Raw genomic sequence first — 16,495 nt, 5'->3', positions numbered from 1 at the left:
TCAGGCGCTGCGCGAGGTGCGGTAAGATGCTTCGCTTTGATCGCGGTCGAAACCGACGCGGTTTTGCACGACATAAAGTGGACGATGTTTCGCTTCTGCGTGAATGCGCCCGACATAAAGGCCGACGATGCCGGTCATCAGCATGTTCAACCCGCAGAGTAGCGACACGATAACGATGATCGACGACCAGCCGGCGACCAGATGCGGGTCGTTCGTCATCCACAGCAGCAACACCCAGCCGCCATACAGCAGAGCCAGGCTCGACACCACGAGACCGCACCAGATCGCCAGCCGCAGCGGCGCGTCGGAAAAGCCCAGCGCAGCGGACATGGCAAGCCGTGCCATCTTGAACAGCGGATACTTGGTTTCGCCGGCGGCGCGTTCGAGGCGATGGAAGCTCACTTCGGCCTGCCGGAAGCCGAGCCAGGCGATCATGCCGCGCACGAAGCGATCGCGCTCCGGCATCTGGCGCAACGCGTCCAGCACCTTGCGGTCGATCAGTCGGAAATCGCCGACGTCTGCCGGGATACGAACCGAGGTCATACGGCCAAGCACCCGATAGAACACATGGGCGGTGGCGCGCTTGAACGCGCTTTCACCCGCGCGGGACAGGCGGCGCGCATAGACCACGTCATTGCCTTCGCGCCACTTGGCGATCAGTTGTTCGACGACTTCAGGCGGGTCCTGCAAATCCGCGTCCATGACGACGATCGCGTCGCCTTGCGCGGCGTCCATGCCGGCCGTGATGGCCACCTGGTGGCCGAAATTGCGCGACAGGCCGATGTAACGGAAGCGTGGATCACTCTTGGCGAGTGCCTGCAGCACGATGGGGCTGGTGTCGCAGCTGCCGTCGTCCACGAAGATGGCTTCCGCGGGCGCGTCGAGGCGGTCGAGCAGCAGTCCCAGCCGGCGGACCAACACAGGCAGCACGGCCTCCTCGTTATAGACCGGCACGACGATGCTGTAGATGATCCGCCCGCCATCAATCGCCATTTTGGAGTTCCGCCCTGCTGAATGGCGGGATCCTAGGCCCTGATGGTTAAGGCGGCCTTGCAAAGAGCCTTGAAATCAGGCGCCTTGGGCCGCCTTTGCGCGGTTCCATGAGGCAGGCCCAGGTGCGAACCAGACCGCGTGGCGGTTCGCTCGGCTATGGCCGTCTGTCAATCTTGTACAGGACAAATCGTGCAGACCTGTCCACCTCTTGCAATCTGTCGGGCAGCGGGGGCGCCGCAGCGGGACCGAGCACATAGAGATAGTCGAAGTCCCTGTGCCAGGTCTGGATGAAGGACGGCGCGCCGTCAGGCGCGTTGCCGGTGGCGATTGCACTGAGCAACCGCATCGGCACGGGCCCGCCATAAGGAATGGCAAGACGTTGCACGGTGGCACTGGGGCGAAGCGGCTGCTTGCCGGTCTCGGTGAACACGTTGGGGACGAACGCATTGGCGTAATGCACGGCCAGGGTCGGGGCATAGGCCATCGGATATTCTGTCAGGTCGTTGAACGGCGGGTCATCGCCATTGCCGCTTGTCCCGACAAGAACCAGTGCACCGCGATCAAGCTTCTGGAACGAAGCGATCAGCGCCGCATAGTCGGCGCGATAGGAGAGCCAGACGGCAAAGACGGTTGCGAGATTGGCGAGGATGACGCCGCTGACCACCAGCAAGGCGGCAGCGAGCCATCGCCGGTCCGGCAGGGATAGTGAGCAAAAGGCCGCAACGATGATCGCCGCGGCAGGGATAATCCGGAGGTCGGCAAATGACGTGCCGAGAAGCTTCGAAGGGATGACGAGATAGAGAAACGAAAAGCCGGCAACAAGCCAGATGCCGACCGGTTCGATCTTCAGAACCTCGCATTTGAACGCCAGATACAGCGATACCAGCAGGACCAGAACGCTGATGGCGGAGACCGTCATGTTATAGCCATTGAGGATACGGAATACCCAAACTGGCTTGTACTGAAGCAGCCACTCCGTGCCGTCACTGCCGACCGATCCGGAGGTCGCGCGCATCATGATCAGCAAGAGCACCACAGGCAGTGCGAGAAGGACGAGGCGCAACAGAATCGCGCGATAGGGCACCTTCCGCTGATGGGCGCGCCAAAGTTCATACAGACCGATGGCTGCGCCATAGATGCCGAGCGAAAAGAAGTGGACCGCGAAAAGTGCCGGGACGAAACAGGCATTGACGACGAGCCGTATCAGCGGAGCACGCTCGATCACCGCCAGATAGGCGGCGATGCCCCAGAGCGAGATACCCAGGCCGAATTCGAAATTCAGAAACCCCCAGCTGAAGGGCAGGCAATAGACGAACAGAAGCGCAGCAAAGCCGCCGATCTGAACACGGCCCTTTGCAACCCGCTCCAGCGCGAGCGCCCCGCTAATGATCAGTAACTGACTGCAGAGCAAAAACAGCCGGGTTGCGTTCTCGACGCCGACCCATCGTGCGATCTGCGGGACGAGCAGATCCATGCCGAGATTCGGATACAGCGCCCAGTGCACCTCGTAATACGGGTTGGCGCCGGGCTGCCCATTTTGGGCCAGAAGATACATGCGGGCGAGGTGGTTGACATAATCGACCATCGCCGGAATCGGAGTCAGCACAGTCGGGAGAAGCGATGCGCCCGCAAGCAATACAAAAACGATTATTCCCGCGGACCGCATGTTGGCCGGAGCGGGATTACTGGTCGAGATAGCCATTGGGATTTTTCTGCTGCCAGTTCCAGGCATCGCGGCACATGTCCGAAATATCGCGCCGGGCACGCCATCCCAGCATTGCTTCGGCAAAGTCGCCGCTCGCATAGTAGCTGGCGATGTCGCCGGCCCGTCGTGGTGCGAAGGCAAAAGGAATCGTCCTGCCGCTCACAGCTGTATAGGCGTCGACGAGCTCCAGCACGCTTGTGCCTCGTCCGGTTCCCAGATTGACCTTGAGGACCTTCTGCTTGTGGACATGGTCGAGGGCGGCGACATGGCCGGCGGCCAGATCGACCACATGGACATAGTCACGTATGCCGGTGCCGTCCGATGTCGGGTAATCGTTGCCATAGACATTGAGCACGGGCAGTCGTCCAATAGCGACGCGCGAAATATAGGGCATCAGATTATTCGGAGCGCCATTGGGGTCTTCTCCGATCAGCCCGCTTTCGTGGCTGCCGACCGGATTGAAATAGCGGAGAATTGCCACGTTCAACGGGGCTAGGGAATGCGCAATGTCGATCAGCAATTCCTCGGCCTGCAATTTGGTGCGGCCATAGGGGCTGAATGGTGCGAGCTTGTGGTCCTCCCGCAAGGGCAGTACGTCCGGCTCGCCATAGACGGTCGCCGACGACGAGAACACGATATTGCGCACGCCGGTCTGCTGCATGGCCTGCGCCAGCCTCAGCGTGCCGACCACGTTGCAATCGTAATACTCAGCCGACTTGCTGACGGAATCCGCAACCGACTTTAGTCCGGCAAGGTGAATGACAGCGCTGCAGCCATGCGCCGACAGTGCCGATATCAGCGCTTCGACGTCGCGCACGTCGCCCTTGACCACTTCGGGAGCGGTGCCGGTGATCCGCCGGATGCGGTTGATGACTTCGGGATGGCTGTTGCAGAAATTGTCATAGACGACGACGTTGCGGCCGGCATGGATCAGCTCCACGCAGATATGCGAACCTATAAACCCAGCACCGCCTGTAATCATCACCGTCATGTCGGAATGGTCCTGCCTGGAAGCCGTCGGGCGACCATTGACACTAGCCCTGTCAGCTTAATAAACGGCAGCTCGTGGTGACAGGTGGCGGCCGACAGCGGCTTTGGTTAGTAAATCGTATCTATCAACTAGCCGGTGCGTTTCAGCCGGTGCAGCGTCACTTCCGGAGGGCAATTCAGCCGCACCGGGAGCAGACTGGTGCCGACGCCGACGGACGTATAGCCGGCCATGCCTTCATGGCGCCACGCGCCGTTGCCCATATGGCGCGGCAGCACAGCTTCCAGCTTGATGGCGTAGCCGCCGGGCAGGCAGAGCTGGCCGCCATGGGTGTGGCCGCTCAACATCAGATCGAAATCGTGCTCGGCCGCCTCGGCATAGGTCTCCGGCGTGTGCGATAGCAGGATCGAGAAGGCGTCCTTCGGAATTTGCGACGCGACCTTCGGGATGTCGTCGGCAAGGTAGAAATGCGGATCGTCGACACCGGCGAGATAGATCCTCTCGTCGCCGCGAGCGATCGTCTCGCATTCGTTGAACATCATGCGGATGCCCATGGCTTCCAGCGCCGGCGTCATGCGGATGCTGTCGTGATTGCCGAGAACGCCATAGACGGGATCGCGCAGCCTCGTGCGAAGTTCACCGACACCTTCGGTGGCGCGCTGATATGGCCCATAGGTTTTGCCGCGATAGTCGCCCGTCAGCACACAGATGTCGTAATCAAGATCGCCGACGAAGGAGATCAGGTGGCGCAGCGCAGCCTCGCTGAGATCGACGTGGAGATCGCTGATATGCAGGATCGTGAAGCCGTCGAACGCAGCGGGCAGGCGCGGTGAGGCGACGATATTCTCGCGCACCAACACGCGGTTGGCCTCGCGGCGGGCGCGGCCATAGAGGCCGGCGAGTTGCAGCACGGTGCGGACGATCGGTGGTGCGGTGAGCCAGTTCTCCAGATTGAAGAACAAGCGGCCCTGGCCGAACAGCTGGTGATCGCGATGGGTCTCGATCTCCAACCGTGCCTTCACATGCGCATCCCCGATACGGTCGATCAGCGGGCGCAGCGCGCTGTCGTCGATCGGGGGATGCGGTGGCTGAGTCAACGTCGATCTAGCCGGTCGAGGCCTTGAGGCCGGCCGCCTCGATGCCCGCGACGGCTGCGATCTCGTCATTGTCCGATGTGTCGCCGGAGATGCCGATGGCACCGAGCAGGCTGCCCGATGCGTCATGAATGAGAACGCCGCCCGGCACCGGGATCAGCGCGCCGCGCGCCATGGTATTCACGGCATCGATGAAGAACGGCTGTTCCTCGGCACGCTTGAGCAAAGCCCTCGAGCCGAGCCCCATGGCCAATGCGCCATAGGCTTTTCCGTGGGCGACTTCGCCGCGCATCAGGCTGGTGCCATCCTGCGCGATGGTGGTCTTTACGCAGCCGCGGGCGTCGAGCACGGTGATGACCATCGGCTTGAACTTCATCTCGATCACCTTGGCGAGCGAGGCGTCGAGAATCTTGCGGGCTACGTCGAGGGTGAGGTCGGCCATGTCGGTTGTTTCCTAGTTGAGCGTGGAAGAATGGACGTTTGTTGCAGCGCCGTCGAGGCTCATCGCGAGCACGCGCGCGACATGCAGCGCATGGCGCGAGGCGCCGTCAGCGATCTGATGCCGGCAGGATGTGCCGTCGGCGACGATCAGCGTATCGGCGTCGGCCTTGCGCACGGCGGGTAGCAAGGACGCTTCGGCCATCTGGATCGAGACGTCATAGGTGTCGGCACCATAGCCGAACGCGCCCGCCATGCCGCAGCAACTGGATTCGATGGTCTCGACCTTCAGATCAGGGATCAGGCGCAAGGCCTGTTCGACCGGTTTGAACGCACCGAATGACTTTTGATGGCAGTGGCCGTGAACCATCGCCTTCGGCGCGATCGGCTTCAGCGGCAGTTGCAGCCGGCCGGCCTCGGCCTCGCGGACCAGGAATTCCTCGAACAGCATGGCGTGCGCGCTGACGCTCCTGGCCGTATCGTCGGAACGTAGCGACAGCAATTCATCACGTAGCGTCAGCAGGCAACTCGGCTCCAGCCCGACGATGGGGACGCCGCGGGCCGCGAAGGGCGCATAGGTGGCGACGAGGCGGTCTAGTTCGGCGCGCGCTTGATCGACAAGGCCCGCCGAGAGGAACGTACGGCCGCAGCACAAGGCACGACTGCTGCGATCCACTGGCTTCGGCAGATGCACGCGGTAGCCACCGGCGGTGAGCACGCGCAATGCATCGTCGAGGTTCTCGCGCTCATAGGCGCGGTTGAAGGTGTCGGCGAACAGCACGACCTCGCGGCCATCGATGGGACCGACGGCTTGGGCGTCGCTGTGAAACACGTCGCTGCGCCATTCCGGCAGGCTGCGCTTGGCGCTGATACCCGCATAGCGTTCCAGCAGGTTGCGCAGCAGCGGGCTCTTGTTGCGCAAATTCGCCAGCGGCGCGGCATGCGCGGCCAAAGCGGCATAGCGCGGCAGATAGCCGACGAGGCGATCGCGCAGGGTGAGACCATGTTTCGCGACGCGTGCGGACAGAACCTCGATCTTCATCTTGGCCATATCGACGCCGGTCGGGCATTCATGGCGGCAGGCCTTGCACGACACGCAAAGTTTCATCGTGTCGGCCATGGCATCCGACGTCAGCGCATCCGGGCCAAGTTGGCCGGAGATTGCCAGCCGCAGCGTGTTGGCGCGGCCGCGGGTGACATCCTTCTCATCGCGCGTCGCGCGATAGGACGGGCACATCACGCCGCCTTCTAACTTCCGGCATGTGCCGTTGTTGTTGCACATCTCGATGGCGCCCTGAAAACCGCCGCCGGCGCCGGGCCATGCGGACCAGTCGAGCGCGGTCTTCAATTCGCCGACGCGATAGTCCGGCGTGTAACGAAACAGCGAACGATCGTCCATCTTGGGCGGATCGACGATCTTGCCGGGATTGAGAATATTCTGCGGATCGAAGCGATGCTTCACTTCGGCAAAGTCGCTGATGATGCGCTCGCCGAACATTTCAGCGTGGAATTCCGAGCGCACGAGTCCGTCGCCGTGCTCGCCGGAGTGCGAGCCCTTGTATTCCCTGACCATCGCGAAGGCTTCTTCGGCGATGGCGCGCATTGCCTTGACGTCCTTGTCGAGCTTCAGGTTCAGCACCGGGCGGACATGCAGGCAGCCTTCCGAGGCGTGTGCATACATGGTGCCGGTGGTGTCGTGCTTCCTGAAGATCGCGGACAGGCGGTCGGTGTAATCAGCGAGATGCGGCAGCGGCACCGCGCAGTCCTCGATGAAGGAGACCGGCTTGCCGTCCTGCTTCATCGACATCATGACATTGAGGCCGGCGGCACGAAACTCGGCGATGCCCGACTGCAGAGCAGGCTCGGTGACATCGACGACGCCGCCCCATTTGCGCGGCGGGTTGTTCCAGCCAAAGCCGAGATCGCCCATCAATGCGCCCAGCTCTTTCAGCTTGGCGGCCTGATCCGCTTCGGCGAACTCCACGATCAGGAGCGCATCGGGATCGCCGCGCACGGCGCTCTTGATGATCGGCTGGAACATCGCGATGTCGCGGCCGAGCGCGATCATGGTGCGGTCGACGAGTTCGACGGCGATGGGCTTGAGCTTGACCAGATGCTGGGTCGCATCCATCGCTTCATAGAAGCTGCCGAAGTGACAGACGCCGAGCGCCTTGCTGCCGATGAGCGGCCACAGCTTGAGTTCGACCTGTGTGGTGAAGGCGAGGGTGCCTTCGGAGCCCACGAGGAGGTGCGCCATATTGTTGGCGGTGTTGCGCGGCGTCAGCGCATCGAGATTGTAGCCGCCGACACGGCGCTGCACCTGCGGGAAACGCTCCGCGATTTCGGTCGCTTCGCGCTCACCGAGCGCCAGCATGTCGCGAAACAGGGCAGGCGCATCGTCCCCGGAATTTACTTCGCCGAAATGCAGCAGGTTGCCATCGGCCAGTGCGGCATCCATCGCGATCGTGTTGTCGCGCATGGTGCCGTAGCGCAGCGAGCGACCGCCGCATGAATTGTTGCCGGCCATGCCGCCGATGGTGGCGCGTGATGCGGTGGAGACATCCACTGGAAACCACAGCCCGTGTTTCTTGAGCTGCCGGTTGAGATCGTCCAGCACGATGCCGGGCTCGACGATGCAAGTGCGGTTCTCGACGTCGAGCGAGATGAGCTTGTTGAGATGTTTGGAGAGGTCAATGACGATGCCGTCATTGACGGTCTGTCCACATTGCGAGGTGCCGCCGCCGCGCGGCGTAACGATGCGGCCATCGTCCCGGCAGATCGCCAGCGCGCGCAGCGCCTCGTTGATGGTGCGCGGCACGACCACACCGAACGGTACGATCTGGTAGAACGAGGCATCGGTGGCATAACGGCCGCGATTGAATGGGTCGAAGAACACATCGCCGGAGACTTCACGCGCGAGCTTTGCGGCCAGCGCGCTGTCTGCCGCCGTGCTCCGAATGATTGCCGCCTTCGTCATGGATTCCCGCCTTGTCCCTCTATCGTCCTGTCTTGCATCCGGATTCCGGCTTGGCAACCCGGAGGTGCCGCGCTCCGGCAATGGCAACAAGGAGATACGGGAGGGATAAGAAATCCTCATGGCTGCCCCACGTTTTTCTTCGGCGCTCTGGTATACCAGACGCGGGACAAGCCGTTTGAAAGGTGCTATCCGGGCGTTTCAATAAAAATGGACTCCCTGGGAAGGACGAGACATGACCGTGCACACCGGAAGGCATTTCCTGCAGATTCCTGGCCCGACCAACGTACCCGACCGGGTGCTGCGGGCGATGGATATGCCCACGCTGGACCATCGCGGTCCCGAATTCGCCGAGCTGGGCCTCCACGTCATTGCTGCGATGCAGCGTGTATTCCGGACCAAGCAGCCGGTCATGATCTATCCGTCCTCGGGCACCGGCGCCTGGGAAGCCGCCATCGTCAATACGCTGTCGCCAGGCGACAAGGTGCTGATGGCCGAGACCGGCCAGTTCGCCACGCTGTGGCGGGGCCTCGCCGAGAAGTTCAAGCTCGATATCGACTTCGTGCCGGGCGACTGGCGCCACGGCGCCGATCTCGCCGAGATCGAGAAGCGTCTCGCCGCCGACAAGTCGCATGCGATCAAGGCCGTGATGATCGTCCATAACGAGACTTCGACCGGTTGCGTCACCCATCCGCAGGATGTCCGCAAGATCATGGACCGCGTGAAGCACCCGGCGCTGCTGATGGTCGACACCGTCTCGGGTCTCGGCTCGCTCGAATACGAACATGACGCCTGGGGCATCGACGTCTCCGTCGCCGGTTCGCAGAAGGGCCTGATGCTGCCGCCGGGCCTCGGCTTCAACGCCGTGTCCGACAAGGCGCTTGCCGCCTCCAAGACCAACAACTCCTTCCGGTCCTATTGGGATTGGGAAGAGATCATCACCGCCAACAAGCTCGGCTCCTGGCCCTATACGCCCGCGACCAACCTGCTCTATGCGCTGAAGGAAGGCGTGGCGATGCTGGAGGAGGAGGGGCTCGATAACGTGTTCGCGCGCCACAAGCGCCATGGCGCCGCCGCCCGCGCCGCCGTCAAGGCCTGGGGCCTCGAGACCGTCTCCATCGAGTCGCATGATCACTCGCCGGCACTGACCGCCGTGCTGATGCCGGAAGGGCATGACGCCGACAAGTTCCGCAAGGTGGTGCTGGACAATTTCGACATGTCACTCGGCACCGGCCTCAACAAGTGGAAGGGCAAGATCTTCCGCATCGGCCATATCGGGCACTTCAACGACCTGATGCTGATGGGCACACTGGCCGGCGTCGAGATGGGTCTCGAACTCGCCAAGGTCCCGCACCGCGCCGGCGGCGTGATGGCAGCGATGGATGTGCTGACCGGCAAAAGCGTGGTGCCGATGACCAAGGCCGCGGTGGCTTAAAGGCCACGAAATCCCGTCTTTGAGGCCTAACAATCTACTGGAGGCTGGAGCATAATCGCTCCAGCCTTTTCAACATGTTGCGGCGGAATGCTGCACCAGAGGACGAATCACATGAACGCACCAACGCCCGCCACTGAAGACCTGCTGTATTCCGTCGAGAACGGGATCGCCAAGATCACCTTCAACCGTCCGCAGGCGCGTAATGCCATGCTGTTCTCGATGTATGAGCGGATGGCGGAGATCTGCCAGGCGGCCAATGAGGACCGCTCGATCAAGGCGATCATCCTGACCGGCGCCGGCGACAAGGCCTTCGCCTCGGGCACCGATATTTCGCAATTCCGCGAATTCAAGACGGCGCAGGACGCGCTCGATTACGAGGCGCGGATCGACCGTGTGCTCACTGCGCTGGAGACCTGCCGGGTGCCGACCATCGCCGCGATCGCCGGTGCCTGCACCGGGGGCGGCGCCGGCATTGCCGCCTGCTGCGACCTGCGCATAGGTACGGCTGCCACGCGCATGGGCTTCCCGATTGCCCGCACCCTCGGCAACTGCCTGTCGATGTCCAATATCAGCCGTGTGATGGCGCTGGTCGGACCGGCCCGCACCAAGGACATGATCTTCACCGCCCGCCTCATCGAGGCCGACGAGGCGCTGGCGCTGGGCCTGATCAACGAGATTGTGCCCGATGTCGATACGCTGCAGCGCCGCGCGCTGGAACTCGCGCAACTGGTGGCCAGCCATGCCCCGATCACCCTCGAAGTGACCAAGGAAGCCGTGCGCCGCCTGCGCCCGACCCTGACCCGCGAGGAGGGCAAGGATCTCGTGCTCAAGGCCTATATGAGCGAGGATTTCCGCGAGGGCATGGATGCCTTCCTGAACAAGCGCAAGCCGAACTGGCAGGGCACATAACGGGCAGGCGGCGGTCTCGGGCAATCACCTCATTCCGCCGCCCGGCAGCCGAACAGGGGGCCGGTCCCTGACCAAAGTCGGCCTTCGCATGCGCGGGACATGCTTGAAGTCACGGTCAATACCCCGCACAATAGAACCAATGAAAAATGGCGGGCATCCAATGTCCGCCGGCCTCTACAGGGAAGAAACCAATGTCCAAGTCGATCAGGGCCACAGCTGCGCTTGCAGCCGTGCTCGCCAGCGCGCCCATCCTCTCATCGGCCACATCGCCGGCCATGGCCTGGGAGCCCACGAAGCCCGTCGAGATCGTCGTTGCAGCGGGCGCCGGCGGCGCCTCCGACCAGATGGCGCGCATGATGCAGGCTGCCATCCAGAAGAACAATTTGATGAAGGCGCCGGTGGTGGTGTCGCTCAAGGGTGGCGCATCCGGCGCCGAAGCGCTGATCTACATGAAATCCAGCGACGGCGACGCCAACAAGGTGTTGATCGCCTATTCGCTGATCTACATGCTGCCGCTGTCGGCCAAGATTCCGTTCAACTGGCGCGACCTCACACCGGTGTCCGTCGTCGCGATGGACCAGTTCGTGCTGTGGGACAATGTGGGTGGCGCCAAGACGGTGAAGGAATTCATCGCGGCGGCCAAGGCTGCATCGTCGCCGTTCAAGATGGGCGGCACCGGATCCAAGCGTGAAGACCACGTGCTGACGGTGTTCATGGAAAAGCAGACCGGCGCCAAGTTTTCCTATCTGCCCTACAAGTCGGGCGGCGAGGCGGCGACGCAGTTGGTCGGCAATCACACCGAAGCCAACGTCAATAACCCCAGCGAGAATCTTGAAGTCTGGCGCGCCGGTCAGGTGCGTGCGCTCTGCGTGTTCGACAAGGAACGCATCTCCTACAAGACCAAGGTCACCGAGACGCAGTCGTGGAACGACATCCCGACCTGCAAGGAAGAGGGCCTCGACGTGCAGTACCTGATGCTGCGCGCCATGTTCCTGCCCGGCAAGGTGACGCCCGAGCAGCAGGCTTTCTATGTCGACCTGTTCGAGAAGGTGACCAAGACGGCCGAATACAAGGACTACATGGAGAAGCAGGCGCTGAAGCCAATCTTCCTGAAGGGGCCGGAGATGCTCAAGTTCCTCGAAGAGGACGATGCGCTCAACAAGTCGCTGATGACCGAAGCGGGATTCGTGGCGAAGTAAGTAACTGCGAAGCGACGTCTCTTCTCCCTCGCCCCGCCCTTGCGGGGAGAGGGGTGGGGTGAGGGGCTCTTCGATCCGCAGGCTCGGCGATTTGCTTTGCGTTCGTGCCTCGTCCCTCACCCGAAGCCGTCGCTTCGCTCAGGCTTCGACCTCTCCCCGCCTAGCACAGCTCCGCTGTGCACGGGAGCGGGGAGAGGTTAGCACCACATCATTCCGCTAGCTCCCATCTGCGAGACCCAATGTCCAACACCGACCTCGAAATCATCGTCGAAGATCCGACCGCTCCGGAGGACGACTCGCCCTCCGTCGTCAGCACGCGCACCGTCGAGATCATCGTCTCGCTGGTCCTGCTGGCACTGGCCATCGTACTTGGCTTTGACAACTGGCGCACCGGCATCGCCTGGGATTCCACCGGGCCTCAGCCCGGCTACTTCCCGTTCTATCTCTCGGTCATTCTCGGCGGCGCCAGCCTTTACGGGCTGATCACGACGTTCTTCGCCCGCAATGGCGGTTCCGACACTTTCGTCACCCGCGCACAATTGCGGCGCGTGGCGCTGGTGTTCATTCCCACCGCACTGTTTTGTCTCGCCACGCAGTTTCTCGGCATCTATGTCGCGAGTTTCGTGCTGATCGCCGGCTTCATGCGCATGGTCGGCAAGATCGCGTTGTGGAAGTCGCTGCTCACCGCCTTCGTGTTCACCGCGATCATGTTCGTCACCTTCGATGTCGCCTTCGACGTCATCATGCCGAAGGGGCCGATCGAATCGGCTCTCGGTCGCTAGGACTTTAACTATGGAAGCCTTTGGATTGTTGATGCACGGCTTCGCCGTGCTGATGACCTGGAAGATCATCTCGTTGATGGTCGTCGGTCTCGTGCTCGGCATCTTCGTCGGCGTGCTGCCGGGCCTCGGCGGCCCCAATGGCGTCGCCATTCTGCTGCCGCTGACCTTCACCATGGATCCGACCTCGGCCATCGTGATGCTGTCCTGCATCTATTGGGGGGCGCTGTTCGGCGGCGCCATCACCTCGATCCTGTTCAATATCCCCGGCGAGGCGTGGTCGGTGGCCACGACCTTCGATGGCTATCCGATGGCGCAGCAGGGCAAAGCTGCGGAAGCGCTGACGGCGGCGTTTACCTCGTCCTTCATCGGGTCGCTGGTGGCGGTGATGCTGATCACATTCCTGGCGCCGATGATCTCATCCTTCGCGCTGAAATTCGGCCCGCCGGAATTCTTTGCGGTCTATCTTCTGACCTTCTGCTCTTTCGTCGGTCTCGGCCGCGAGGCCAAGCACAAGACCGTCATCTCGATGGCGCTGGGACTGCTGATCGCCGGCATCGGCATGGACACGGTGTCGGGCAATCTGCGCATGACCTTCGGCTCGGACAATCTCCTGCGCGGCATCAACTTCCTCGTCGCGGTGATCGGCCTGTTCGGCATCAGCGAAATCCTGCTGACCATGGAAGAACGCCTCGCACTGCGCGGACACGCCGCCAAGATCAGCCTGCGCACGGTGCTGAAGGTCTGGATGGATCTGCCGAAATACTGGGTGACGCTGCTGCGTTCATCCGTGATCGGCTGTTGGCTTGGCATCACGCCGGGCGGCGCCATCGCAGCGTCCTTCATGGGCTACAACCTCGCCAAGCGCTTCTCCAAGGATCCCGAAAGCTTCGGCAAGGGCCGCATCGAAGGCGTGTTCGCACCGGAGACCGCTGCGCACGCGTCAGGCACCGCGGCGCTGCTGCCGATGCTGGCGCTCGGCATACCAGGTTCCGGCACTGCGGCGATCCTGCTCGGCGGCCTGATGGTGTGGGGCCTCAACCCAGGCCCGCTGCTGTTCGTCGAGCACAAGGATTTCGTCTGGGGCCTGATTGCCTCGATGTATCTCGGCAATGTGGTCGGCCTCGTCATCGTGCTGACGACCGTTCCGGTCTTCGCCTCGATCCTACGCGTGCCGTTCGCCGCTGTGGCGCCAATGATCGTGGTATCCTGCGCCATCGGTGCCTATGCGATCCAGAATGCGATGTTCGACATCTGGCTGATGCTCGGCTTCGGCGTGGTCGGCTATGTCTTCAAGAAGATCGGCATTCCGCTGGCGCCATTCACGCTGGCGCTGGTGCTCGGCAGCCGAGCCGAGGATGCGTTCCGTCTCGCCATGATCGGTTCTGGTGGCAGCGTCGGTGTGTTCTGGTCCAATGGCCTCGTCGGCACCATCACCACGCTGGCGATTACGCTGCTGTTCTGGCCACTGATCGATCGTGCCTTTACGGCCGTTGCACGTATCTGGCGGCCGACGCCGGTGACGACGTAAATCGTGCTCGCGCCTGGCTGGATGGAGGCCTAATCCGGCGGTGACGGCTGCGCCAGATATGCCAGCAGCTTTATCTCGCGGCGTCCGCGGGTGACCGTGTCGAGCACGAGGCCTGACGAAAATGAGAGCACACCGACGATCATCAGGCCGGTCGAGAGCACAGCGGTGGGTAGCCGAGGCACCAACCCTGTTTCCAGATAAGTGACGGTGATGGGAATCGCGAGGCCGATGGAGACAATGCCGAAAAACAGGCCAATTGTGCCGAAGAAGCGCAGCGGCTTTTCCGAACGATAGAGCTTCATGATGGTGCCGAGGATCCGGAAGCCGTCCTTCCAAGTGCTGAGCTTGCTGATGGAGCCCTGCGGCCGCGCGAAATACGGCGTCTCGATTTCAGCGACCGGTAGCGCGAGCTGCAGCGCATGAACGCTCAGTTCGGTCTCGATCTCGAAACCATCGGACAGCACCGGGAAGGATTTGACGAAGCGTCTCGAGAATACGCGATAGCCTGACAGCACATCTTTGAAGTTCTGACCGAACGTCATTGACAGAAAGCCGGTGAGCAGTGAGTTACCGGTACGGTGGCCAAGGCGATAGGCGGCAACCTGCTGCTCGATGCGGCGGCCCACGACCATGTCGAGGCGATCGTTTAACAGCGCTTCGATCATAGCTGGTGCGGATGTCGCGTCGTAGGTCGCGTCACCATCTACAAGAACATAGATATCAGCATCGACGTCACCGAACATGCGGCGGACGACATGACCCTTGCCTTGACGGGGCTCGCTGCGAACAACCGCGCCCGCCTGCGACGCGACTTCGCGTGTGCGATCTGTCGAGTTGTTATCGTAAACATAAATCGTGGCGGCGGGCAGCGCCCTGCGGAAATCGTTCACGACCGTCGCGACTGCGACCTCTTCATTGAAGCAGGGGATCAGGATAGCCACGCGGTGCGGTGCGGTCATGGAGCTTTCCGGCTGGTTCGAGGCGCAGCACGATCTCCGATCGACTGCACCGGACGAATATGTGCTCCCGATTAATGCAGCCTATGGCGTTAATTTTCACAGTATTTGACAGCTCGCGGCCTCAGACCACCTTGCCTCGTCGCAATTCGGCGATCTCTTCGGCGCCGAAGCCAAACTCGGCGAGTAGCTCCTCCGTCTGCTCGCCGACTTCTGGTGGCCGAGCGGCCATGTGGCTCGGCGTGCGCGACAGCGTGAAGGGCTGACCGACCAGCGTGATCTTGCGGTTCTGGTCGTTGGGGACGTCCTGCGCGAGGCCAAGGTGCTTGACCTGCGCGTCCTCGAACATCTGGTCGACGGAGTAGATCGGACCGCAGGGCACGCCGGCGGCATTGAGGTCGTTGACCCATTCCTCGGTGGTGCGCTTTGCGGTGCAGGCGCTGATTGCGGCGTTGAGCGCGTCGCGGTTCTTCGAGCGGGCAGGGCCGGTGGCGTAATCGGGATGGGTGATCAAATCAGGGGCGCCGATCGCCTGCGCGCAGCGCTCCCAGATCTTGCCGCCGGTGGTGGCGATGTTGATGTAGCCGTCGGAGGTCTTGAACACGCCGGTGGGAATGCTGGTCGGGTGGTTGTTGCCGGCCTGCTTGGGCACGTCCTGTTCCATCAGCCAGCGCGCGGCCTGGAAATCCAGCATGAAGATCTGCGCTTGCAGCAGCGAGGTCTGAACCCACTGGCCCTGACCGGACACATCGCGTTCCAGTAGGGCTGTAAGCACGCCCAGCGCGCAGAACAGCCCGGCGGTGAGATCGGCCACGGGAATCCCGACCCGCATCGGGCCCTCGCCGGGGGCGCCTGTAATGGACATCAGGCCGCCCATGCCCTGGGCGATCTGATCGAAGCCCGGCCGCTTGTGGTAGGGGCCATCCTGGCCGAAGCCGGAAATGCTGCCGTAGACGATGCCCGGATTGATCGCCTTCAGGCTCTCATAATCGATGCCAAGCCGGGCCTTAACATCCGGGCGGAAATTCTCGACCACCACATCGGCTTTCTCGACCAGACGCTTGAACACGGCGAGACCGCGCGGGTCCTTCAGGTTCAAGGTCATGGCCCGCTTGTTGCGGTGCAGGTTCTGGAAGTCCGAGCCCTGCCGGGGGCCGCCGGGCTGCTCGGAACCCGCGTCATCGCTCAGCGCGTCGATCTTGATGACATTGGCGCCCCAGTCCGCGAACTGCCGCACCGCTGTCGGGCCCGAACGGATCCGGGTGAGGTCGAGAACGGTAAACCGTGAGAGGGCCTGCGAGGCGCGCGGGAAGGGCATTCAGAGGGCTCCGACTCGCACGGCATGGGCGCACGAGAACCATTGTGGTGATAATGTCTGTACTCGTGCGATCCTGCAAATCTGGGATCTCGCCAATAGTTCCATGATTGCGTTGCACCACTCACGCGCAGGTTCTGGGATTGCGGCGGAATCGGTCGGAGCGAAATTCAACAATG

13 protein-coding genes are annotated in these 16,495 nt (G+C 62.4%); 5 read left to right on the top strand and 8 right to left on the bottom strand.

The window, feature by feature from the left end; all coding sequences use genetic code 11:
• From AB7951_RS18255 to AB7951_RS18230, 6 genes are all read right to left on the bottom strand, one after another.
• Positions 1-993, bottom strand: a complete 993-nt coding sequence (locus AB7951_RS18255; protein WP_231077516.1) for a glycosyltransferase family 2 protein — start codon at positions 991-993, stop codon at positions 1-3.
• A 154-nt stretch (positions 994-1,147) separates the two neighbouring features.
• Positions 1,148-2,578: a hypothetical protein gene (locus AB7951_RS18250; protein WP_441256003.1), complete on the bottom strand. Its 1,431-nt coding sequence runs from the start codon at positions 2,576-2,578 to the stop codon at positions 1,148-1,150.
• A 97-nt stretch (positions 2,579-2,675) separates the two neighbouring features.
• A complete protein-coding gene (gene galE / locus AB7951_RS18245; protein ID WP_441256002.1) occupies positions 2,676-3,689 on the bottom strand; it encodes a UDP-glucose 4-epimerase GalE in 1,014 nt (337 codons plus the stop codon).
• A 128-nt stretch (positions 3,690-3,817) separates the two neighbouring features.
• Positions 3,818-4,783 carry a metallophosphoesterase gene (locus tag AB7951_RS18240; protein WP_320447580.1) on the bottom strand — a complete coding sequence of 322 codons (966 nt, stop codon included), beginning with the start codon at positions 4,781-4,783 and terminating at the stop codon, positions 3,818-3,820.
• A gap of 7 nt (positions 4,784-4,790) precedes the next feature.
• Entirely contained in the window at positions 4,791-5,222 is a 432-nt protein-coding gene (locus AB7951_RS18235; RefSeq protein ID WP_441256001.1) for a heme-binding protein, read from the bottom strand.
• 12 nt (positions 5,223-5,234) lie between these two features.
• Positions 5,235-8,195: an FAD-linked oxidase C-terminal domain-containing protein gene (locus tag AB7951_RS18230; RefSeq protein WP_441256000.1), complete on the bottom strand. Its 2,961-nt coding sequence runs from the start codon at positions 8,193-8,195 to the stop codon at positions 5,235-5,237.
• Positions 8,196-8,427: 232 nt separating this feature from the next.
• Here AB7951_RS18230 and AB7951_RS18225 point away from each other — a divergent pair, with 232 nt between their 5' ends.
• From AB7951_RS18225 to AB7951_RS18205, 5 genes are all read left to right on the top strand, one after another.
• Complete coding sequence (locus AB7951_RS18225) at positions 8,428-9,627, top strand: pyridoxal-phosphate-dependent aminotransferase family protein (RefSeq protein ID WP_439061257.1); 1,200 nt, start codon at positions 8,428-8,430, stop codon at positions 9,625-9,627.
• A gap of 111 nt (positions 9,628-9,738) precedes the next feature.
• A complete protein-coding gene (locus AB7951_RS18220) occupies positions 9,739-10,536 on the top strand; it encodes an enoyl-CoA hydratase (protein WP_441255999.1) in 798 nt (265 codons plus the stop codon).
• Between the two features lie 191 nt (positions 10,537-10,727).
• Complete coding sequence (locus AB7951_RS18215; RefSeq protein WP_441255998.1) at positions 10,728-11,735, top strand: tripartite tricarboxylate transporter substrate-binding protein; 1,008 nt, start codon at positions 10,728-10,730, stop codon at positions 11,733-11,735.
• Positions 11,736-11,974: 239 nt separating this feature from the next.
• Complete coding sequence (locus AB7951_RS18210; protein WP_441255997.1) at positions 11,975-12,517, top strand: tripartite tricarboxylate transporter TctB family protein; 543 nt, start codon at positions 11,975-11,977, stop codon at positions 12,515-12,517.
• 10 nt (positions 12,518-12,527) lie between these two features.
• Positions 12,528-14,045: a tripartite tricarboxylate transporter permease gene (locus AB7951_RS18205; protein ID WP_089267956.1), complete on the top strand. Its 1,518-nt coding sequence runs from the start codon at positions 12,528-12,530 to the stop codon at positions 14,043-14,045.
• Between the two features lie 29 nt (positions 14,046-14,074).
• Here AB7951_RS18205 and AB7951_RS18200 read toward each other — a convergent pair whose 3' ends face one another.
• The gene (locus AB7951_RS18200; protein ID WP_441255996.1) at positions 14,075-15,004 is read right to left on the bottom strand and encodes a glycosyltransferase; all 930 of its coding nucleotides are present in this window, start codon (positions 15,002-15,004) and stop codon (positions 14,075-14,077) included.
• Positions 15,005-15,125: 121 nt separating this feature from the next.
• A complete protein-coding gene (locus tag AB7951_RS18195; RefSeq protein WP_439093832.1) occupies positions 15,126-16,319 on the bottom strand; it encodes a CaiB/BaiF CoA transferase family protein in 1,194 nt (397 codons plus the stop codon).
• Positions 16,320-16,495 lie beyond the last annotated feature (176 nt).

The sequence above is a fragment of the Tardiphaga sp. 285_C5_N1_2 genome (assembly GCF_052076065.1).
Taxonomy (GTDB): domain Bacteria; phylum Pseudomonadota; class Alphaproteobacteria; order Rhizobiales; family Xanthobacteraceae; genus Tardiphaga; species Tardiphaga robiniae.
Note: the sequence above shows the minus strand (reverse complement) of the source record. Positions and strands in the feature narration are given on the sequence as shown.

Excerpts from the sequence above, each read along its gene's own strand:
- AB7951_RS18225 (WP_439061257.1), top strand. The coding sequence starts at position 8,428 with ATGACCGTGCACACCGGAAGGCATTTCCTGCAGATTCCTGGCCCGACC.
- AB7951_RS18200 (WP_441255996.1), bottom strand. The coding sequence starts at position 15,004 with ATGACCGCACCGCACCGCGTGGCTATCCTGATCCCCTGCTTCAATGAA.
- AB7951_RS18220 (WP_441255999.1), top strand. The coding sequence starts at position 9,739 with ATGAACGCACCAACGCCCGCCACTGAAGACCTGCTGTATTCCGTCGAG.
- AB7951_RS18235 (WP_441256001.1), bottom strand. The coding sequence starts at position 5,222 with ATGGCCGACCTCACCCTCGACGTAGCCCGCAAGATTCTCGACGCCTCG.
- AB7951_RS18230 (WP_441256000.1), bottom strand. The coding sequence starts at position 8,195 with ATGACGAAGGCGGCAATCATTCGGAGCACGGCGGCAGACAGCGCGCTG.
- AB7951_RS18210 (WP_441255997.1), top strand. The coding sequence starts at position 11,975 with ATGTCCAACACCGACCTCGAAATCATCGTCGAAGATCCGACCGCTCCG.
- galE (WP_441256002.1), bottom strand. The coding sequence starts at position 3,689 with ATGACGGTGATGATTACAGGCGGTGCTGGGTTTATAGGTTCGCATATC.
- AB7951_RS18250 (WP_441256003.1), bottom strand. The coding sequence starts at position 2,578 with ATGGTCGATTATGTCAACCACCTCGCCCGCATGTATCTTCTGGCCCAA.
- AB7951_RS18255 (WP_231077516.1), bottom strand. The coding sequence starts at position 993 with ATGGCGATTGATGGCGGGCGGATCATCTACAGCATCGTCGTGCCGGTC.
- AB7951_RS18215 (WP_441255998.1), top strand. The coding sequence starts at position 10,728 with ATGTCCAAGTCGATCAGGGCCACAGCTGCGCTTGCAGCCGTGCTCGCC.
- AB7951_RS18195 (WP_439093832.1), bottom strand. The coding sequence starts at position 16,319 with ATGCCCTTCCCGCGCGCCTCGCAGGCCCTCTCACGGTTTACCGTTCTC.
- AB7951_RS18205 (WP_089267956.1), top strand. The coding sequence starts at position 12,528 with ATGGAAGCCTTTGGATTGTTGATGCACGGCTTCGCCGTGCTGATGACC.